This window comes from Candidatus Pantoea floridensis (assembly GCF_900215435.1).
GTDB classification, from domain to species: Bacteria; Pseudomonadota; Gammaproteobacteria; order Enterobacterales; family Enterobacteriaceae; genus Pantoea; species Pantoea floridensis.
In genome coordinates this window covers 2,859,089-2,878,651 of the sequence record NZ_OCMY01000001.1, presented here as the reverse complement: position 1 = coordinate 2,878,651, position 19,563 = coordinate 2,859,089, and the positions used below count along the sequence as shown (strand labels likewise).

The window sequence follows — 19,563 nt, the reverse complement described above, 5'->3', positions numbered from 1 at the left end:
TTATTGTCTTTTACTTAATAAATCCAGTAATATCAAGTGGATCTAAAATTATTTTTACATTTATATATAAGGTAGATAGAAGGTTTATTCTATTTACCTGATACTAACTATTCACTACTTTATCCCTTGGTATCTCTCACTTTTAAATAATTCCAGTAAAGTATTTTGCAACATACCCTTGAATAAATCATTTATATCTTGCATTTTTAAATTAATTTTAATTCATTTATTCCTTAGAATGATTATTTAATTAGCACACCAAAAACACTTAGTCAAATTTAATATGCCATTCTATTTGTCCACTACCGAATTAAGGATCTTTTAAAAGATTTTTAAAGTTGATATTTTACTAACATTGATAATCATGGATGAGGATGGTAGTTATAATGATAAGAACCAATTTTAATAAGGGAGTATTAATAGAAGGGGTTTAGCTTAGCACTAAAAATAATTTCATTAAAAACAAAATTAAAGAAAGGCCAACCCAATAAAATGGATTGGCTAAAATATTTTCTAGATCATAAAATCATCAAGATTTTTACCAGTGTCGAGAGCGCTTTTTATAGCTTTAGGTGTACGCCCCTGCCCTGTCCAGCTTTTCTCATTGCCATTTTCGTCGGTATATTTATATTTTGCAGGTCGAGGATTGCGGCTTGACTTTTGTTTTTTTGAAGCTGAGCTTGAACCATAATGACCAAGTAATTCCTGTGGATCGATTCCATCTGCAAGGAGTTGCTCTCGGATAGCGTCAAGTTTTACTTTCCTCTCTTCTTTTTCTTTCATGCCTGACTCTTCTTCGTGACGTTTTTCTTCAACGATTGATGTCAGTTTTTCAAGAATTTCTTCGAGAATTTCTAGTGAGGTTTCACGTGATTTTGCTCTTAAAGTCCGAATGTTGCTAAATGCTTTAAACTCTTCACTCATTGCAAATTTTCCCATTTTAAAATTTTTAAGAACTACAATAAGAACTACAAGTGGTTTACTCAATGATTTTAGACGAAGAATTCTGAGTGTCACCCTATAAAACTAAAATTATGTAAGAAAGATCAAATCTAGAGATTCTTTTAGAGTTCCAAAGAATTTTTCAGAAATTTATTTATTTCGTGCTTTTCTTGCATCGTAATAGAATTCAATATCATTCGCTTTAAGAATTTAACAAATGTTGAATGCCAAATTTCTCTCTCATCTGCCCATACCCAATCTTTAAGTAGAGCTTCTTCAATTGAAAGCCATATCAAACCATAATCACTATCTTTCATGTAAATTTTAAAATAGTCATCTGTAACCCTGAGAGCATGACCGACAATCGCCCTCCCGTTACTTATGGTCCAAAATGGTTGCGGGCAAGTAAAATCTGATAGGGATGTGAATGCCAATCCCCTAACCTGAGCGGCCTGCATGGTGCCACTAACTCTATGATTGTTTCGCCAAGCTCTAAGATCGCCAAGAAGATAGTTTACTCGCTGATTTCGGGCTTTGCTTTCAGAAGACTGATACTGCACATAGGGTGGGCCATCTCCATTCTGGCGATAACGAGCAAGGGTTTTAACACTTACCCCTAAATACAATGCCGCTAAATCTACACCAATGGTGGCATCATCCGGCATGTCGCCGAACAAACTCCAGACCTCTGACATCTCTCTCAAGGTTTCAATAGCACTCATGCTTGCTTCCCAGAATATTCAGGTATTGGTGGGTATTTTGCTGAAGCCAGTAAATTATTATATAACCCTGGCGCAGTCATCAGTATATGTAGCTCAATCCGCTGTAGTGCCTCAAACACTCGGTTTTTGTCCGGTTCAGCATACCTCTCGGTAGGATCGGTTGTGTTACGGTGATTCAGGAGCTTCTTTACAACAGCATAGGAGCCAATCTCTTCAGCGATCCTGCCAAAGGTTCTTCTCAGGTCATGAGTGCCTACCTTAGCGATTCCGGCTTCTGCACATAGGTATTCTCTAAGTGTTTTACTATCACTATAGTGCCCGCTTTTGCTTCGAGGTGATCGTGCTGGAAACACCCATTTTCTGCGACTCGCTTTTACTTCTTTATCAAAAACGATATCCCTTCTTTGCTCTAATAAACACTTGACAGCATCACAGATGGGAAGCTCATGATTAGTCCTGTTCTTGGTATCAAAGAAGAAAATTTTCTTATTAACCAAATCGACATAGCTCGTAGACTTTGCTTCTTCTGCCGATAGCTCCTCTCTCCAGCATAGAGAAGCCGTTTCTTCCTTTCTCGCACCAAGCAACACCGTTAGAAGGAGATAATCGCAACCAAGGCGGTTAAAGCTTCTCTTGTTGTTCAGCGCCTCCAGAAACTTACCCAATGTATCTTTTGCTGAAAGCGGATTTCTCACACCTTTTGACTGATAGCTTTCTTCCAGTTCAGAGCGACTACGATATTTCTTTTGCACTCTGAGCACAGTGAATGGGTTGTAAGTGAGAACAGGAAGTCGTTGCTGGCTCTGTGCATTCATCGCCTCTACATCGATAGAATGTTGAACTGCCACATTTGCCCACCTGAAAGTCTGCTCAGCCGTCGTTCTGGTTTTTGAGGCTATCTCATCAAACTTCTTAAGAATGAGGCTTCCTGTGAGGTCACGGACCCTATACCGCTCCCACTCTTTAAGCTTTTGTTCCGCTTTATCCAGCACCCGGATTGAATTTGGTTTTGCTGGTTTGCTTCGTCCTAGCAGGTGCTGACGATATTGAGTAAAAATCTCACTGAGGGTTAGCTCTGCGATATCAGCTTCTCGTTTAACTGTATTTGGGTTTCTTTTAGTAGATTTCATCGATTGTGCATAGGTTCTCGCAACTTCACGAGCCTGATCAATCGATGCAAAATCCGATACATTACCTATCGTCGCTCTGATTACCTGTGAAGGTGACTTGCCCTCTGAAGGACTTCTGTCCCCTCCTGAAACTCTTCTCTGGATGATATAGGTCTTCTTCGTTGCACTGATCTTTACACCAAAGCCTACGGGTGAATCACGGTGGCTGTCAGTGATAAGATACGGCTTACCAGAAATGTTAGGCACATACACAACTCGTCCGTCTGAATCTAACTCAGGTTTGGTTTCTATCGATAACTTATTGATAATTATTGATTGATTCAGAGTCATCTTCACTGTTGTTGCCTCAAGTATACCAAAAGAGCCATGTTGTATTCTTGATAGTAGCTAGAATACATCTGGCATACAAACTTTCGGATTTAGATGGATTTATCAGGGTTTCAAATGGGGCCACTTGAGTACTTCTAAAGCCATAAAAATGAGTTAATTCAATATGAAAGAGTCTACAGATAAGGACTTTTCAACCCATACGCCGATGATGCAGCAATACCTGCGCCTGAAGGCCGATCATCCTGACATTCTGCTGTTTTATCGCATGGGCGATTTCTATGAGCTGTTTTACGATGATGCGAAACGCGCCTCGCAGCTGCTGGAAATCTCGTTAACCAAACGCGGTGCATCCGCGGGTGAACCGATTCCAATGGCCGGCGTGCCTTACCATGCAGTAGAAGGTTATCTGGCAAAACTGATCCAACTCGGCGAATCAGTGGCGATCTGTGAGCAGATTGGCGATCCCGCCCTGAGCAAAGGCCCGGTAGAGCGCAAAGTCGTGCGCATTGTTACGCCCGGCACCATCAGTGATGAAGCGTTGCTACAAGAGCGTCAGGATAATCTCCTCGCCGCCATCTTCCAGAGCCAGCGCGGTTTTGGCTATGCAACACTGGATATCAGTTCTGGTCGATTCCGCCTAAGTGAACCTGCCGATTTGGAAACCATGGCAGCCGAGTTGCAGCGCACTAATCCGGCCGAGTTACTCTACCCCGAAGATTTTCAGGCCATGGCGCTGATTGACCAGCGCCGCGGCCTGCGCCGTCGTCCTCTTTGGGAGTATGAAATCGATACTGCGCGCCAGCAGCTCAATCTGCAATTTGGCACCCGCGATCTCAGTGGCTTTGGCGTCGAACAGGCGCACCTTGCCCTGCGCGCCGCAGGATGCCTGCTGCAATATGTCAAAGATACGCAACGCACCTCGCTGCCGCATATCCGCTCGCTGAGTATGGAACGTCAGCAGGACAGCGTGATTATGGATGCTGCTACGCGCCGTAATCTGGAGATCACTCAGAATCTGGCAGGCGGCATCGAGAATACGCTGGCGGCGATCCTGGATAAAACAGTTACGCCAATGGGCAGCCGCATGCTGAAACGCTGGCTGCATATGCCGCTGCGCGATGTCACCACTATCGCACGCCGTCAGGAATCTATCGCTGAGTTGCAATCGCTTAGCCAGGATTTGCAGCCGGTGTTGCGGCAGGTAGGCGATCTGGAGCGTATTCTGGCGCGCCTGGCACTCCGCACCGCTCGCCCACGCGATCTAGCGCGTATGCGCCATGCTTTCCAGCAGCTCCCGGAATTAAATCAGCTGCTTGAAGGGGCTGAGGCAACTCAGCTGGTCAATCTGCGATCGCAAATGGGTGAGTTCAAGGAACTGCGCGAGCTGCTGGAGCAGGCCATCATTGAATCTCCGCCGGTACTGGTGCGCGACGGTGGCGTGATTGCACCCGGCTATAATGCAGAACTGGATGAATGGCGGGCTTTGGCGGATGGCGCGACCGATTATCTTGATCGTCTGGAGATCCGTGAGCGTGAAAAGCTGGGGCTGGACACGCTAAAAGTCGGCTTTAATGCCATCCACGGCTATTACATTCAGGTTAGTCGCGGACAAAGTCATCTGGTACCAATTCACTACGTACGCCGCCAGACGCTTAAAAATGCCGAGCGTTATATCATTCCTGAACTGAAAGAGTACGAAGACAAAGTTCTGACCTCGAAAGGCAAAGCGCTGGCGCTGGAAAAAGGCCTTTATGATGAGTTATTCGATCGCTTATTGCCACATCTCGAAGCGCTGCAAATCAGCGCGGCCGCGCTATCAGAACTGGACGTGTTAGCAAACCTGGCCGAACGTGCCTGGACACTTAATTACTGCCGTCCGGTGTTACAAGAAAAAGCCGGCATTCGTATTACTGCTGGGCGCCATCCTGTGGTGGAACAGGTGCTAAAAGAGCCCTTTATCGCTAACCCGCTATCGCTCTCACCCCAGCGTCGCATGTTGATCATCACCGGGCCGAATATGGGTGGTAAAAGTACCTATATGCGCCAGACTGCATTGATTGCATTAATGGCGTGGATTGGCAGCTATGTGCCGGCGGAAGAGACGGTCATCGGCCCAATTGATCGTATTTTTACCCGCGTTGGTGCAGCCGACGATCTGGCTTCTGGTCGCTCAACCTTTATGGTAGAGATGACTGAAACCGCCAACATTCTGCATAACGCCACCGAAAATAGCCTGGTGTTGATGGATGAAATTGGTCGCGGCACTTCTACCTATGATGGGCTATCGCTGGCATGGGCGTGCGCCGAGAGCCTGGCAAATCGCATTAAGGCCATGACGCTGTTCGCCACCCACTATTTTGAGCTGACAACCCTGCCTGAGAAAATGGAAGGCGTGGTGAATGTGCACCTGGATGCCGTTGAGCATGGCGATACCATCGCCTTTATGCACAGCGTACAGGATGGTGCGGCGAGTAAAAGTTATGGTCTTGCTGTAGCAGCGTTGGCGGGCGTACCTAAAGAGGTAATTAAGCGCGCGCGTAACAAGCTTAAAGAGCTGGAAGCGTTATCTGGCAGTTCTGCTGCATCAACGGTTGAAGGATCACAAATGCAGCTTTTGGTCGCTGAAACCTCTCCGGCGGTCGACGCTCTTGAGGCGCTGGATCCCGATAGTCTAACGCCAAAACAAGCGCTGGAATGGATTTACCGGCTCAAAACGCTGGTCTAGCATTAGCTGGGGATAAGCAATCAGTGCATTGCGTATCCTCATAATCGTCTGAATACAGGACAAAAAAAAGGTGACCTTTAGGTCACCTTTTTTACTGGTTAGTTAACGCTTATTCACGAAACAGTGCTTCAATGTTCAGGCCCTGTGTCTGCAGGATTTCGCGCAGACGACGCAGCCCTTCCACCTGAATCTGACGGACACGTTCACGGGTCAACCCGATTTCACGGCCCACATCTTCCAGCGTTGCCGCTTCATAGCCTAACAGGCCGAAACGACGCGCCAACACTTCACGCTGCTTGGCATTAAGTTCAAACAACCACTTAACGATGCTTTGTTTCATATCATCGTCCTGCGTGGTGTCTTCCGGGCCGTTGTCTTTTTCATCGGCCAGGATATCCAGCAGCGCTTTTTCGGAATCGCCACCTAAAGGTGTATCAACCGAGGTGATGCGCTCGTTGAGACGCAGCATACGGCTGACATCATCAACTGGCTTGTCTAACTGCTCGGCAATCTCTTCAGCACTTGGCTCATGATCAAGCTTGTGCGAAAGTTCACGCGCGGTACGCAGATAAACATTCAGCTCTTTAACAATGTGAATTGGCAGACGGATAGTACGGGTTTGATTCATGATCGCCCGTTCAATTGTCTGACGAATCCACCAGGTGGCGTATGTTGAGAAACGGAACCCACGTTCTGGGTCAAACTTCTCTACAGCGCGAATCAGGCCAAGATTACCCTCTTCAATCAGATCCAGCAGAGCCAGACCACGATTGCTATAACGGCGGGCAATCTTTACCACCAAGCGTAAGTTACTTTCAATCATGCGGCGGCGAGAAGGAATATCACCCCGCAGTGCACGGCGCGCAAAGAAGACTTCTTCTTCTGCCGTCAGCAGTGGTGAGTAACCAATCTCTCCGAGGTAAAGCTGCGTCGCATCCAAAACGCGTTGCGTCGCACCCTGTGACAACAGCTCTTCTTCCGCTACGTCGTTGTTATCACTAGGTTCGTTCTCAACGAGAGCCTTCTCATCAAAAACCTCAGCTCCGTTGTTTTCCTCGAATTCCGCATCTTCATTTAAATCGGTAACTTTCAGCGTATTCTGGTTCATTAGCGGCTCCTACCCGTGATCCAAGGGCAGAACCAAGGTTCTGCCGGATTATCGCTGCGGTAAATAACGCAACGGGTTTACGGATTTCCCCTTGTAACGAATTTCAAAGTGCAATCTTACTGAACTGGTACCGGTGCTACCCATGGTAGCGATTTTTTGCCCCGCCTTAACTTCCTGTTGTTCCCGGACCAGCATAGAGTCGTTGTGGGCGTAGGCACTCAGGTAGTCATCATTGTGTTTGATGATGATTAAATTGCCATACCCGCGGAGCGCGTTGCCTGCGTACACCACTCTTCCCGAAGCTGTGGCGACAACAGGTTGTCCACGCGAACCGGCGATATCGATTCCTTTGTTTCCGCCTTCCGCAGCGGAGAAGTTATCGATGATCTTCCCATCAGTCGGCCAACGCCAGCTTCCCACTGGAGTTGTGCTATTTGTCGTGCTGCTGACTGTAGGTGGTGCGACAACCGGAGCTGTGGTCGTTGCCACATTATTTGCTCCTTTCGACGGCAGCAATTTGCTACCTGACGAATTACCCGAATCATCAGAATACGTAATAACAGGTTGCTGTGCAACAGGGGTCGATTTAATTTGCGTCTGGTTTGGCGTTGCAGGTACGCCCCCCTGGGTTGCATCCGCTACGGTTATCGCATTGCCGCCGGTAATCGTCTGGCCATTCGCGTTACCTACCTGCAGCGTTTGGCCTGCGGTCAAGCCATACGGGGCTGCAATGTTATTGCGCTGAGCCAGATCGCGAAAATCGTTGCCGGTAATCCAGGCAATATAGAACAGGGTATCACCGCGTTTTACGGTATAAGTCTCGCCACCGTAGCTACCTTTCGGAATATTCCCATAATTTCGATTGTACACAATATGACCATTTTCTGTGGTCACATTATTATTATCACTAACCATTGCACCAGAGGTTGGCGCTGAAGAAGTACCGCCACTTAACATTCCACCACGCGGCATCGCTGGCACACCGCTGTTTTGCGAGGAGATCATGCCACCACTTGGGGCTGAAGCCATACCGCTGTCGCCGCCGTTACTGCCTACCTGGCTAATGGGTGCCTGAGTATTATCGCCTGAGCTACAGCCCGCCAGCCAAAAACCTACCAAAGAAAGTGCCGCCAAACGGCGTAATTGAAATACTGTGCTTCCCATGCTCACTGATCCCCCGTGATGGCAACCCTGAATATTAATGTGTAACGACTGAAACCGCATTATTCACTGCGCGTAACGTCAAAAACGGTTTTTAGCATTGATAAACAAGGATAGTAACAATATCAACTGTGCCGTGCCATGTAACAGTTGTGAAGAATTGCGTAATAACGGCTCAGGCCAGATCGCCCTGCACCAGCGGTACAAACCGGACAGGTTCTATGATTTCTTCAATCAGTTCTCCGCCCTGGCGACGTAAACGCTTCAACACTTGCTGGTCGTCGCCCACCGGCAGCACCATTTTGCCGCCTTCGCCCAATTGCGCTATCAGCAAAGTCGGAATTTCAGGTGGCGCTGCAGTCACGATAATGGCATCGAACGGACCGCGCGCTGCCCAGCCCTGCCAGCCATCACCATGCCGCGTTGAAATGTTATGCAGATCGAGTTGCTTGAGGCGGCGCTTAGCCTGCCACTGCAACCCTTTGATTCGTTCTACGGAGTAAACATGATTGACCAGATGCGCCAGAATCGCGGTCTGATAACCCGAACCGGTGCCGATTTCCAACACGCGCGATTCCGGTGTGAGTTCGAGCAGTGCGGTCATCCGCGCCACCATATAAGGCTGTGAGATGGTCTGACCGCTGCCAATGGGCAGGGCAACGTTTTCCCACGCTTTATGCTCAAATGCCTCATCGATAAAACGCTCACGAGGCACTTCAGCAATGGCTTTCAGCAGGTTTTCATCATGAATGCCCTGCGCGCGCAGTTGCTCCAAAAGCGTTTCGATGCGCCGATTCACCATGCCAGCTTTACCTCGGCTTGCAGCAGCCAGTCGCTCAATACCTCTTGCGCAGCATGTGCAGTCAGATCCACATGTAGCGCGGTAAGCGATACATAGCCCGCATCGACGGCGGCAAAATCCGTATCCGGACCAGCATCCAGCTTCTCACCCGGCGGACCAATCCAGTACAGTGGCTGGCCGCGCGGATCCTCGGTACAGATCACCTGATCGGCCGGATGGCGGCTACCACAGCGTGTGACGCGAAAACCTTTGATTTCGGCTAACGGTAGATCGGGGACATTGATATTGAGAATGCGGCCGGTACGTAATGGCGCCCGCGAGAGCGCGCGCAGCAGAGTGCAGGTTACGCTCGCAGCGGTAGCATAGTGCTGATGTCCATTGAGCGAGACGGCGAGTGCAGGCAGTCCAAGATGCCGGCCCTCCATGGCCGCAGCAACCGTTCCGGAATAGATCACGTCATCGCCAAGATTAGGCCCGGCGTTAATACCCGACACGACAATGTCGGGACGCGGCTGCATCAGCTTGTTGACACCGAGAAACACGCAATCGGTCGGCGTCCCCATCTGTACGGCAATATCGCCATTTTCATGGGTAAAAGTGCGCAACGGGGTTTCTAATGTCAGAGAGTTTGATGCGCCACTGCGATTGCGATCGGGCGCAACCACCTGCACCTCAGCAAACTCACGTAGCGCGCGAGCCAGCGTCTGAATGCCGGGAGCATGAATTCCATCGTCGTTGCTGAGCAATATCCGCATCTATTCCTGACCTTTGTTCATTCAACTGGCCCTCAACCCACCTGCTAAACGCAGCTCAACCGTAAAAAGAGGCAATCTGGCGGGACAAGGATGTTTGCATTCTAGCGGTGAGGCGCGGGAAGTGGTAGGCGAAAATCAAGGAACTGCCGGTGTTTGCCGTAACAATATGCAATTAGTGATGATGCGTGAAACAGAAATGCCCGGCGAAAAAGCCGGGCAAATGTGAAGATTACTGACGGTCAGGTAAGCTGACCGCATACAAGTACCAGGCCGAATGAGGCAACCAACCCTCCGCCCAGCGCCAGTCATCGTCTTTTCGTGTAACCGCATAACCTTCGTCGAAGGCGATGCCATCGGCAACCTGATTGGATGCACCGGTAATACCGTTAACAATGCCACCCGGCAGCGTGGTGTATTTCCATGAATTGAAGAACAGATAGCTGATATGGCGATAACCGCTGCCAGTCAGCATGCTGACATCATACGGATTGTTCCCCAGAATCCAGTTAAGCTGATCCCAGGCATAATTTTGCAGCTGCAGCGTAAAGGCTTTGTCTTCAGCAAACAGCGGCATTGCCTGACGTGCCGCCGCAGCCAGCGACGCGACGCGCGCATTTTCACCCTGCCACCACGGCGCGGCTTCACTGTCATGCGGGAAGAAGAAGCTGGTGCGCTTCTCGCCATTTTTTAGCTGAATCAACTGGCGTGCATAGCCAAACGGATTACTGGTTTCTTTTGTCACCGCCAGCTCAAAGCCCAGTGAACGTTTCACCGTATCTTTGATTTTTGTCTGCTGATCGGGGGACGCAATGCGGGCATACTCCAGCAGCGCGATCACCGGCAGGCCAGCATCCGATGGGTGGAAGAAGGGACGCTGCTGCGCATCCGCTCTCCAGTAATCATGCCAGTTATCCAGGGATGTCAGGCGCGCCATCAGGCTTTGCGCCCGCTGTTGTGCTGCCGCCAAATAGTCAGCTTTATGCGAAGCACGATACAGTTCAGTTGCCGCCAACAGCGCGGTATAGTCATCAACGATATTTTCCTTACCGTCGTTAACCATCTGCACATTGTGTTTTTGCAGGAAAGCAAAGGCGTCTTCGGCGGTTTGCAGATACTGTTTGCGACTGAAGTTACCGTCATTTTCCATGGTGCTAGCCAGCGCCAGCGCGGCAATCGACATACCGGCACCGGAACGGAAGCTTGCCTGCCACGCCAGTGGCCCAACGGCATCTTCCTCAACAATGGTTGAATCTGACTCTTTCTCTTTAATCTGCGTACGCCAATTCGGATTAGCAATGACCCGATCCTGCGCCAGCTTCTCTTTACCCGGAGAGGAGATCGCCTGGAAGAACGATTCACCAGGACGTTTCATGCGCACCAGGAAATCTGCGCCGTAGAGACCTTCATCCAGCATACGTTGGCGATACTCATCAAAATTCTGATTATGCCGTTCGCCAAGATGTTGATATCCACGCAAGAGGCTCCAGGCCACCAGCGGAGCCTGCTGTGGATTGAAATAGGAGGTCAGATTTTGGTGTGACAGGTGTACACCGTAATCGCCGGTGGCATCATACCAGCCACCGTGCACATCAACGGTGCCCGATCCTGTGCCGGCTGGCAGCGGGAGTTTCCGATCGGCTTTGTCAAACAGGCCGGTAACGCGCTGGCTTTTGAAGTAAGCAATCACATCAGAAAGCGTGTAGCGTTCCAGCAAATCGGCACCGATGATAAAGGGCCCCGAACGGACGTCACCATCGCTACTGGTGGTTTGCAGCACGTAGCGCCCCGCTTTTTTCCAATCCGAGAAATCGGCACGGTAGAAGGTGCGATCGCCCCAACTCTGCACTTCACCCTGCGGCTGCAAAGTGCCGCTCAGCACTTGCTGATTGGTTTCACTGTCGAGCAATACAAAGTTGACCGGCGGTTTAACGCGTGATTCGCCAGTCAATTGCACTATCGCGTTTTTCGGTGCGGCAATGTCGTAGCCCACCTGATTAATTAAAACCTGGGTTTCGGCGTGCGCGAGACCGGCCACCAGCAGCGCTGCGGTTAGCGCGGAGAAACGAATCCTCATACTCATCATCCTTTGTGTCGTGAGTGATTAAAACAGGCTAAAAGGGGCAATCATCAGGAATTTGATGTCCTTTTCGTCCTGGAAAACGTTGCCATAGCCACCACCCCAACTTGGGTTATCGCTATGATTATTGAAGGCGGTGAGATGCAGTTTGAATACGGTGTCTTTAGCCCAGCCAGATTGCACCTGCCAGACCAGATCGCCATTAATGGCGGTTTCGGTCAGGCGCTGGTTCTGTGACCAATCACCACCGCGCGCCGGTTTGCCATCCCAGCCCCAAGCAAAGGAGCCGCCGATGCTAACGCCAGGCCAGACGATATCGCTGAGATCGACCATCATGCCGGCAAACAACGCCTTCTCGCCGTCGGCATTGAAGTCAGAACGCGAGTCCCACCACATATCGATGCGGCCTGCGGAGTTAGGGTAAATCGGTGTCATCGCGACGGTGTAATAGCCCTGTTTACCCGGCGAGTGCACCACACTGCCCTCCAGACGGAACTGATAACGATCCACCTGATACGACAGCGTTAACCCTTGTTGCCAGGCGAATTCATCATAAACATCATGGCGGCCCGTACGATCCTGCGAGCCGTAAAATTGCCAGCTCATGCTCAGCGGATTTTCCCAAAGCGTGGTTTGACGCGCGGCCTTGGCGAAATATTTATCGAGATAGTGCGGTGATTCTCCCCACGCCAGCTCAAGCGTGTTGCCGTTTTTGAAGTCGTATTTGCCGCCTAACGAATGCAAATAGCGAATGCGCGTCTGGCGGTCAATTTCGCGAAACTCGTACATTTTGCGATACCACGGCGCTTTATATTTGTTGGCTCCCATCCATGAAAGCGACAGCGCCCCGGCTGAGCCATAATCATATACAGCTCCGACTTCAACACCCTGATAAGTGCCGGGTAAAAATCCCCACTGCGTACCCAACAACGTCTGGCCGCTCGGCTGGATATAACCGGCACGTAGCCAATAATCACCGGCATTGACCTTCAGCGCTGCACGATAAAGATCGAGGCTATTTTTTTCGCCGACGCCGCGGTCTTCCCACATAGAGGGACCATGGCTAAAGCTAATTTCGTTAGGATGTGCCGGGCTTCCTTCAAACAGATCCCAGGTTCCAAAGGCGGCGATATCAACGCCGACAACGTCCGCCAGATAGCCCGATTGATAATCCAGCGCGCCAGTCAGCGTGCTGTGATGCAAATTGGTTTGATAGTGCTGGTAATGGCTACTATCGGGATTGAGATCTTTGCGTTCGCGATGGCGCTGCCAGTAGTACAGCGTGCCATCTAATTTGCTGTCTTCAATAAAACCTGCGGCTTCAACCGCGGGCGGTGCCGCAAACAACATCAACGTTGCCAACGGCAGCAGCGCCACTTTTTTTCCCTGAAGTAAAGCGTTCATTATATTTCCTTAAGGTGTACGCAACCCTGCGATAGCGGCCGCATACCTATTCCCTGTTGGTCAGTATTTAAAAAATGTTGCGCGTCAGGCGCGGGGCGTCGTCACACTCGGCCGCGTCCAGCGACCATAAATCAGCGTTAGAATGAAGGGGACCAGGAAGGCCACGGCAATTGCCGCCACTTCATAAATCATTTTCGACTCGGGTCCTTCAAACAGACCGAGTTCAAACACGTTTAGTACTGGCAGGAAGCTGTAGGTTTTTACCTGTAGCAGTCCGGTAATGCCGCCGCCCAACGCCGCACCGATGCAGCCGAAGATAAACAACATGCGGAATTTGAGGTTTACGCCGTACAGCGCGGGTTCAGTAATGCCGAAGAAAGCGGAGAGCGAAGCCGAGATGGCAATCTGGCGGTCACGAAGATTACGGGCAATAAAGATCGCGCCGCTCACCGCGCCAAACTGCCCCATCACCGCCGACATGAACATCGCCATGATGGTGTCATAGCCCTGCACCTGAATATTAATCAGCGCGAGGGGGATGATGCCCCAATGCACACCGAATACCACGAACAGCTGGCCAATACCCGCCAGTAGAGCGCCGGAGATCATAGGACTGAGCTGATATAGCCAGCTGTAACCATTGGCGATACCGATCCCCACGTAATCGGCCAGCGGGCCGATGATGGTAAATACCACAAAGCCACAGATAATCAGCGCGAGACACGGCACAAAAACCAGCGCCGCGACGTCCGGAATCCACTGCTTCAGTTTGCGTTCAACTTTGCTCAGCAGCAGGACCGCCAGAATCGCGGGGATCACCGCTCCACCGTAAATTTTCAGGCTGATACTCAAACCAAACAGGGCGAAGTGCTGCGGCAGATCGGGCTGCGTAAGAGGAAATACCATTGCTGCGGTTAGCGCCAGCGCGGTGAAGCGGCTGGCCCCGAAACGATCGGCGGCAGTCACGGCGATAAACAGCGGCAAGAAGACAAATACGCCGCTGGCCAGGGCATTGAACATGGCAAAAAGCAGGTCATCACTGGAAACCAGACCCTGCGTTTGCAGCAGCACCATAACCCCTTTGATGACGCCAATTCCAGCCAGCACGCCGATATAGGGGGTGAAAATGGCGCCAAGCGTCGCCAGCATTTTTCCAGCAAGGCCGCGTTCGTCAGTACCCGGTTTAGCGGGCTCCACTACCGGTGCAGCACCGTGCTGCATGGCCTGATACAGCTGCTCAACCTGCGGGCCTACGACTACCTGCAGTTGTCCAGGTGCATTCACGACGCGAATCACCCCCGGCAAACCGCTAATTGCGGGGATATCGACCTTGGCTATATCGTGAATAGCCAGGCGTAAGCGAGTCGCACAGTGCGAGATATGGCTGATATTATCGTCGCCGCCGATCTGCTCTTTGATGGCTTGCGCCAGCTTCACGTAATCGAGTTTCATCGTTATTATCCTTATTACATCGCGCCCGATGTTAGTCGTAATCGCCCGGTTTGGTTTTGCTCTTCATCGACACACCAAAGTCGGTGAAAATACGCTGCGGCAGATTGTTGCCCTTCGCTTCCGCAATGTGGTGCGCCAGGATTTGGAAGGGCACCACCAGCAGCAGCGGCGCGATCCATTCGCTCACTTCTACACCCAGCGCCAGCGTGCGTTCGTCATTGCTTTCGCCCAGGCACAGGCTCCAGACATGAGGCGTCACGCGCTGTTCATAGTCACGTAGCAGGCGCAGACGTTCGCGAACAGGCGCATCAACATCAATAAAGAACAGGCGGTGCTGCGGGTTAATCTCAAAATAGGGGCCGTGCATAAACGCCTCTAGCTCAATTCCCTGCGAAGGTACGCGCACCGTTTCACTGAACTTGGTCTCCATCTCCTTAATCACACCCAACGCTGGACCAAAGCCAATCGAGATAAAACGTGGCGCGGCGGTAAGATCTGCCTGCCAGCGCTGCCAGAAGGTTTCGGTACGCGCAATAATGTCTGGAAGGGCTGCCGCACCGCGCTGCAGCATCGCGAGTTCTTGTTGCTCTTGTTCAGCACTCAAACGGCCGCTCTGGCGAGCGCTATGCAGGCCGATGAGCATCAGCGTCATGATGGTGGCTAAATAGCCTTTCGTAACATAGCCAACGCGCTCTTCGCCGCTGCGGATCTCCACGGCGCGATCCACCGTCTGAGCGAGAGGACTCGCCATCTTGCTGGTCATTCCCCAGGTTGCCACGCCGTGCTGCTGCTTGAGCGCCTCAATGGCGGCCAACGTTGAAGTGCTTTCACCGCTTTGTGAAATCGCGAAAACCAGATCGGTGGTGGGATCCCACTGCTCGTAATGCTGGAAATGAAACGGCTCCTGCACGCTGATGCGCACGCCCGTTAGCCGTTCAACATAATATTTTGCGCTTAGTGCGGCGTTAATGCTGGAGCCTGTGGCAAGCACCAGCACCGATTTTGCAGCGCCAAGCGCGGGCAAACCTTCTGGATAGTTCGCTAGCAGGTTGCTCAGCACCTCAGGCTGCTGGTGGATGTAAGTCATCATGGTGGGTTTCATTGCCGCTCCTTAAACCGATTTCCTGAAAAAACCTGAAAACGTTTTCAGGTTGCAGGCAAACTTATTTAATGGCGCAGATTAAGTCAACGAGATGATCGACAAAATGCGATCGCGCTAACAAAGCGCGGATCGCTGGGAATTAAAGGAGCGCGTAAAGAATCAGGCGGATTCGCCGGCGATCAGCGCCGGTAGCGGCGGTGCAGTTCGACGCGCCTCATCGGCTAAGATCCCGTCGAGTTGGGCCATCATCATCGTGATGATGTTCTGCCCAAGAAGCGGATTTTGATGATCGACGCTGGTGATGCGGGGAATGAAGAATTCACTACCGGGAAAGCGCTCGCAGCTGATCACGGCAACCTGTTGAGGCACCTGAATGGCGCGATCGTTGAGGGCGCGAATGGCCCCCATCGCCACACGATCGTTGATAGCCACCAGCGCCTGCGGCGGCTGAGGCAAATCCCATAGCGTTTCAACTGCTTGATAACCGTGCTGCGGATAGAAGTTATTCAGGCAAATCCACGCCTCGCACGGCGTAACGCCCCCCTGTTCAAGAGCGCGACGAAAATGGCTGACGCGCTCGCGCGTAACCCATACTTTGCGCGACCCGCCGATAAAGGCGATATCACGCAGACCACGCGACAGCAAATGATTAACCGCCAGCTCGACACAGTGTTGGTGGTCGCGCATCACGCACGGCCAGAGATTATCCGGATGAGGTTGCCCCACCACTACCACCGCCATTTTGCTCATCAGCGTGTCCAGCATCGCCAGATAGCTCGGAGGAATAGGCGCATAGTCGCTATGACCACCCAACACGATCACGCCATCAATTTGGCTATCAATAATTGATTGAAAAATAGCGCTTTCGTCGCCTGAAGCCTCCTGACTGCGGTTGGCGGACTGCGTATCGTAAAGCGTAATTTTATAGCCGATGGCCAGGCAGGCTTGCTGAATCTGCGCCACCAGCGTAACGAAGTAGGGGTTGGTGATATCGGAAACGATGACAGCCAGAGTGTAACTCTGGCGCGAAATCATGCCGCGCGCCATCAGGTTAGGACTGAACTGATGCTCAGCAATCACTTTATCGACGCGCGCGCGCGTCTTTTCTGAAACCCACGCATGCTTATTGAGCACGCGCGAGACGGTAGTAATGGAAACACCGGCGAGCAGCGCAATATCCTTAATAGTGAGATTTTTGCTCATGATTGCCGAATGAGCCTATTCATCGCCAATCGGCGCTGCCGCACCGTTGCTCAGCAGCTCACGCACGACGCTGGTAGCAAAGCTTCCGGCGGGTAGCCAAAACTGCATCTCCAGCGTGACATCATCCCACCAGCTCCAGCGCAGATCTTTTGGTACCACGAGCATGGCGCGACGTGCCGCATCAACGCGTTCGCGATCCAGCAAAGCCAGCAGATCGGATGCGGTCGCCAGCTGTTCCTGTTCGAACGCCAGCACCTCACCCTGGGTCCCTAATTCCCCGCGTCCGGCCAGTGGCGCGGTGATACGCAGCTCATGGTTCGCAACGCGCTGTTGCAGCGACGGCAGCTCTTCAGCTTGCGCGACAAACCAACTGCCGCGACCGGCCAGCTGCAGTGCATCGCCTACCTGTACGCGATCGAGGGAACCTTCGCTTACCAGTCGCGCGCTGGTGAGCTGGTTGAACAGCTGGCTGCGCGTAGCGGAGAGTAAAATGCCTTTCATACTGCGATCGCGCGGGCGGAATTTACCCTCAGCCCACAATTTCGCCTGCGTCAGGTTGTTACCACCGCGACCAAAGCGCTGCTCGCCAAAATAGTTCGGCACGCCGTGCTGCTGGATTTGCTGCAGGCGCGTTTCAACGTCGCTGCGATCGGAAATCTGGCGCACGATTAACCGAAAGGCGTTGCCTGCCAGCGCGCCGGTGCGCAGTTTGCGTTTGTGACGGATCACCTGCAGAATTTCGACGCCCTCCAGCTGAAAACCGGCCAGATTGGGCATCGCATTGCCCGGCACGCGGAAGCACAGCGTCTGCTCGGTGACGGCATGACGATCTTTCATGCCGGCATAGCTGAGATCGCGTACCGGCACCTTAAGAAATTTAGCGATAGCTTCGGCGACAAAGCGGGTGTTGCAGCCAATTTTACGAATGCGAACTAAAACCTGCTCCCCTTCGCCATCGAACGGATAGCCAAGATCTTCAATCACGACAAAATCTTCGGGATTGGCTTTAATCACGCCGCTGGCATTGGGGACGCCGTGCAGGTAACGCAGCTCACTCATGCCCGATCGGCCTTAATCAGCAGCGCAACCGCCTCACAGGCAATGCCCTCACCGCGACCGGTAAAGCCGAGCTTTTCTGTGGTCGTCGCTTTAACGTTAACTTCATCCATGTGACAACCGAGATCTTCGGCGATATTGACGCGCATTTGTGGCACGTGTGGCAGCATTTTGGGGGCCTGCGCAATGATCGTCACATCAACGTTGCCGATGCGGTAGCCTTTCTGCTGGATACGACGCCAGGCTTCGCGCAGCAGGCCGCGGCTGTCCGCGCCCTTAAACGCCGGATCGGTATCGGGGAATAACTTGCCGATATCGCCCATCGCCACGGCGCCGAGCAAGGCGTCCGTCAACGCATGCAGCGCCACATCGCCATCAGAATGGGCGATAAAACCGTGTTCGAAGGGAATACGCACCCCACCAATCACTAACGGACCTTCGCCGCCAAAAGCGTGAACGTCAAAACCGTGACCGATACGCATTATGCGCTCTCCTGTAACTGAATCTGGGTAAGATAGAAGGCCGCCAGCGCCAGATCTTCTGGCCGCGTCACCTTAATATTGTCACTGCGCCCGCTCACCAACTCAGGATGATAACCGCAATACTCCAGCGCTGACGCTTCATCAGTAATGGTAGCGCCTTCATGGAGTGCGCGCGTCAGGCAAGCGGTGAGCAGTTGCTGCGGGAAAAATTGGGGTGTTAACGCATGCCATAAATCTTCGCGATCCACGGTATGCGCAATGGCGTTTTTGCCCGGCTCGCCGCGTTTCATGGTGTCGCGTACCGGCGCGGCTAAAATCCCGCCCACCTTGCTGTATTCACGTATTGCCAGCAGGCGCGCTAAATCGTCAGGATGCAAACACGGACGCGCAGCGTCGTGTACCAGCACCCATTCGTGATGCTGAATGGCGTTTAAACCCGCCAGCACCGATTCGGCGCGCGTGTCGCCACCCGTCACTCTGACAATTCGCGAATCCTGCGCCAGCGGCAGCGAATCAAACCAGCCGTCGTCGTTACTGACCGGCACAATGACCTGTTTAACCGCCGGATGAGCCAGAAGCCGTGCGACGCTGTGTTCAAGAAGGGTGAATTGACCAATGGTCAGATACTGTTTTGGGCAGGCAGCCTGCATACGGCTGCCCACACCTGCGGCGGGCACCACGGCAATCACATCCGCAAGGATCGGGCGCTGGTTCATGGCTTATCGTTGTTGGTTTTGCGCAGCTTGTTGCGCGTTACGTTTGTTCTGGTCTGGCACCAGACGATAGAAAGTCTCACCGGGCTTAATCATGCCCAGTTCATTGCGTGCGCGTTCCTCGATCGCTTCAGAGCCGCCATTGAGATCGTCAATTTCGGCAAACAGCTGATCGTTACGCGCTTTAAGTTTGGCGTTATTCGCCTGTTGTGACGCCACGTCATCGTTGACGCGCGTATAGTCATGAATACCGTTCTTACCCAGCCACAGGGAATATTGGAGCCATCCCAGCAGCACGAGTAGCAGTAACGTCAGTTTTCCCATCCCCGCCCCCTGAAAAACGGCCCAATCATCCCATAACTTGACGCAGGACTCCACTGCGGCGGCGAAAATGCTGCG

17 protein-coding genes are annotated in these 19,563 nt (G+C 51.9%); 1 reads left to right on the top strand and 16 read right to left on the bottom strand.

Annotated features, from left to right (window positions below):
• Positions 1 to 513 precede the first annotated feature (513 nt).
• From CRO19_RS13410 to CRO19_RS13400, 3 genes are all read right to left on the bottom strand, one after another.
• The gene (locus CRO19_RS13410; protein WP_097096272.1) at positions 514 to 924 is read right to left on the bottom strand and encodes an H-NS family histone-like protein; all 411 of its coding nucleotides are present in this window, start codon (positions 922 to 924) and stop codon (positions 514 to 516) included.
• Between the two features lie 140 nt (positions 925 to 1,064).
• Complete coding sequence (locus CRO19_RS13405) at positions 1,065 to 1,664, bottom strand: hypothetical protein (protein ID WP_097096271.1); 600 nt, start codon at positions 1,662 to 1,664, stop codon at positions 1,065 to 1,067.
• On the bottom strand, positions 1,661 to 3,130 hold the full coding sequence (locus CRO19_RS13400) for a tyrosine-type recombinase/integrase (RefSeq protein ID WP_097096270.1): 1,470 nt from the start codon (positions 3,128 to 3,130) through the stop codon (positions 1,661 to 1,663). Before CRO19_RS13400 ends, CRO19_RS13405 begins: the two co-directional genes overlap by 4 nt.
• A 157-nt stretch (positions 3,131 to 3,287) precedes the next feature.
• Between CRO19_RS13400 and mutS the strand changes: the two genes are divergently transcribed.
• Positions 3,288 to 5,849, top strand: coding sequence for a DNA mismatch repair protein MutS (gene mutS, locus CRO19_RS13395; protein ID WP_097096269.1), 2,562 nt, complete (start codon positions 3,288 to 3,290; stop codon positions 5,847 to 5,849).
• Between the two features lie 109 nt (positions 5,850 to 5,958).
• Here the strand turns inward: mutS and rpoS are convergent, their stop codons facing one another.
• The 13 genes from rpoS to ftsB all read right to left on the bottom strand — a co-directional run bounded on the left by rpoS (position 5,959) and on the right by ftsB (position 19,488).
• A complete protein-coding gene (gene rpoS / locus CRO19_RS13390) occupies positions 5,959 to 6,957 on the bottom strand; it encodes an RNA polymerase sigma factor RpoS (protein ID WP_097096268.1) in 999 nt (332 codons plus the stop codon).
• A 48-nt stretch (positions 6,958 to 7,005) separates the two neighbouring features.
• Complete coding sequence (nlpD, locus tag CRO19_RS13385; RefSeq protein WP_097096267.1) at positions 7,006 to 8,121, bottom strand: murein hydrolase activator NlpD; 1,116 nt, start codon at positions 8,119 to 8,121, stop codon at positions 7,006 to 7,008.
• Positions 8,122 to 8,293: 172 nt separating this feature from the next.
• Positions 8,294 to 8,920 (bottom strand): protein-L-isoaspartate(D-aspartate) O-methyltransferase, encoded by a 627-nt coding sequence (locus CRO19_RS13380; RefSeq protein ID WP_097096266.1) that lies wholly within the window; start codon positions 8,918 to 8,920, stop codon positions 8,294 to 8,296.
• Complete coding sequence (surE, locus tag CRO19_RS13375; RefSeq protein ID WP_061719939.1) at positions 8,914 to 9,675, bottom strand: 5'/3'-nucleotidase SurE; 762 nt, start codon at positions 9,673 to 9,675, stop codon at positions 8,914 to 8,916. Before surE ends, CRO19_RS13380 begins: the two co-directional genes overlap by 7 nt.
• 229 nt (positions 9,676 to 9,904) lie before the next feature.
• Positions 9,905 to 11,749 carry a glycoside hydrolase family 9 protein gene (locus CRO19_RS13370; protein WP_097096265.1) on the bottom strand — a complete coding sequence of 615 codons (1,845 nt, stop codon included), beginning with the start codon at positions 11,747 to 11,749 and terminating at the stop codon, positions 9,905 to 9,907.
• A gap of 27 nt (positions 11,750 to 11,776) precedes the next feature.
• Entirely contained in the window at positions 11,777 to 13,156 is a 1,380-nt protein-coding gene (locus tag CRO19_RS13365; protein WP_097096264.1) for an OprD family outer membrane porin, read from the bottom strand.
• A gap of 84 nt (positions 13,157 to 13,240) precedes the next feature.
• Entirely contained in the window at positions 13,241 to 14,608 is a 1,368-nt protein-coding gene (locus tag CRO19_RS13360) for a PTS transporter subunit EIIC (protein ID WP_097096263.1), read from the bottom strand.
• A 31-nt stretch (positions 14,609 to 14,639) separates the two neighbouring features.
• Positions 14,640 to 15,710 (bottom strand): SIS domain-containing protein, encoded by a 1,071-nt coding sequence (locus tag CRO19_RS13355; protein ID WP_097096262.1) that lies wholly within the window; start codon positions 15,708 to 15,710, stop codon positions 14,640 to 14,642.
• A 159-nt stretch (positions 15,711 to 15,869) separates the two neighbouring features.
• Positions 15,870 to 16,913 (bottom strand): LacI family DNA-binding transcriptional regulator, encoded by a 1,044-nt coding sequence (locus CRO19_RS13350; protein WP_097096261.1) that lies wholly within the window; start codon positions 16,911 to 16,913, stop codon positions 15,870 to 15,872.
• Positions 16,914 to 16,928: 15 nt separating this feature from the next.
• Positions 16,929 to 17,972 (bottom strand): tRNA pseudouridine(13) synthase TruD, encoded by a 1,044-nt coding sequence (truD, locus tag CRO19_RS13345; protein WP_097096260.1) that lies wholly within the window; start codon positions 17,970 to 17,972, stop codon positions 16,929 to 16,931.
• Positions 17,969 to 18,451: a 2-C-methyl-D-erythritol 2,4-cyclodiphosphate synthase gene (gene ispF, locus CRO19_RS13340; RefSeq protein WP_097096259.1), complete on the bottom strand. Its 483-nt coding sequence runs from the start codon at positions 18,449 to 18,451 to the stop codon at positions 17,969 to 17,971. Before ispF ends, truD begins: the two co-directional genes overlap by 4 nt.
• Positions 18,451 to 19,167 carry a 2-C-methyl-D-erythritol 4-phosphate cytidylyltransferase gene (gene ispD / locus CRO19_RS13335; protein ID WP_097096258.1) on the bottom strand — a complete coding sequence of 239 codons (717 nt, stop codon included), beginning with the start codon at positions 19,165 to 19,167 and terminating at the stop codon, positions 18,451 to 18,453. Before ispD ends, ispF begins: the two co-directional genes overlap by 1 nt.
• Positions 19,168 to 19,170: 3 nt before the next feature.
• The gene (gene ftsB, locus CRO19_RS13330; protein ID WP_013510229.1) at positions 19,171 to 19,488 is read right to left on the bottom strand and encodes a cell division protein FtsB; all 318 of its coding nucleotides are present in this window, start codon (positions 19,486 to 19,488) and stop codon (positions 19,171 to 19,173) included.
• Between the last annotated feature and the right edge of the window lie 75 nt (positions 19,489 to 19,563).

Coding starts and splice junctions, on each gene's coding strand:
- CRO19_RS13360 (WP_097096263.1), bottom strand. CDS start 14,608: ATGAAACTCGATTACGTGAAGCTGGCGCAAGCCATCAAAGAGCAGATC.
- CRO19_RS13380 (WP_097096266.1), bottom strand. CDS start 8,920: ATGGTGAATCGGCGCATCGAAACGCTTTTGGAGCAACTGCGCGCGCAG.
- CRO19_RS13410 (WP_097096272.1), bottom strand. CDS start 924: ATGAGTGAAGAGTTTAAAGCATTTAGCAACATTCGGACTTTAAGAGCA.
- rpoS (WP_097096268.1), bottom strand. CDS start 6,957: ATGAACCAGAATACGCTGAAAGTTACCGATTTAAATGAAGATGCGGAA.
- ispD (WP_097096258.1), bottom strand. CDS start 19,167: ATGAACCAGCGCCCGATCCTTGCGGATGTGATTGCCGTGGTGCCCGCC.
- nlpD (WP_097096267.1), bottom strand. CDS start 8,121: ATGGGAAGCACAGTATTTCAATTACGCCGTTTGGCGGCACTTTCTTTG.
- CRO19_RS13365 (WP_097096264.1), bottom strand. CDS start 13,156: ATGAACGCTTTACTTCAGGGAAAAAAAGTGGCGCTGCTGCCGTTGGCA.
- truD (WP_097096260.1), bottom strand. CDS start 17,972: ATGAGTGAGCTGCGTTACCTGCACGGCGTCCCCAATGCCAGCGGCGTG.
- CRO19_RS13370 (WP_097096265.1), bottom strand. CDS start 11,749: ATGAGGATTCGTTTCTCCGCGCTAACCGCAGCGCTGCTGGTGGCCGGT.
- ftsB (WP_013510229.1), bottom strand. CDS start 19,488: ATGGGAAAACTGACGTTACTGCTACTCGTGCTGCTGGGATGGCTCCAA.
- ispF (WP_097096259.1), bottom strand. CDS start 18,451: ATGCGTATCGGTCACGGTTTTGACGTTCACGCTTTTGGCGGCGAAGGT.
- mutS (WP_097096269.1), top strand. CDS start 3,288: ATGAAAGAGTCTACAGATAAGGACTTTTCAACCCATACGCCGATGATG.
- CRO19_RS13405 (WP_097096271.1), bottom strand. CDS start 1,664: ATGAGTGCTATTGAAACCTTGAGAGAGATGTCAGAGGTCTGGAGTTTG.
- CRO19_RS13355 (WP_097096262.1), bottom strand. CDS start 15,710: ATGAAACCCACCATGATGACTTACATCCACCAGCAGCCTGAGGTGCTG.
- surE (WP_061719939.1), bottom strand. CDS start 9,675: ATGCGGATATTGCTCAGCAACGACGATGGAATTCATGCTCCCGGCATT.
- CRO19_RS13350 (WP_097096261.1), bottom strand. CDS start 16,913: ATGAGCAAAAATCTCACTATTAAGGATATTGCGCTGCTCGCCGGTGTT.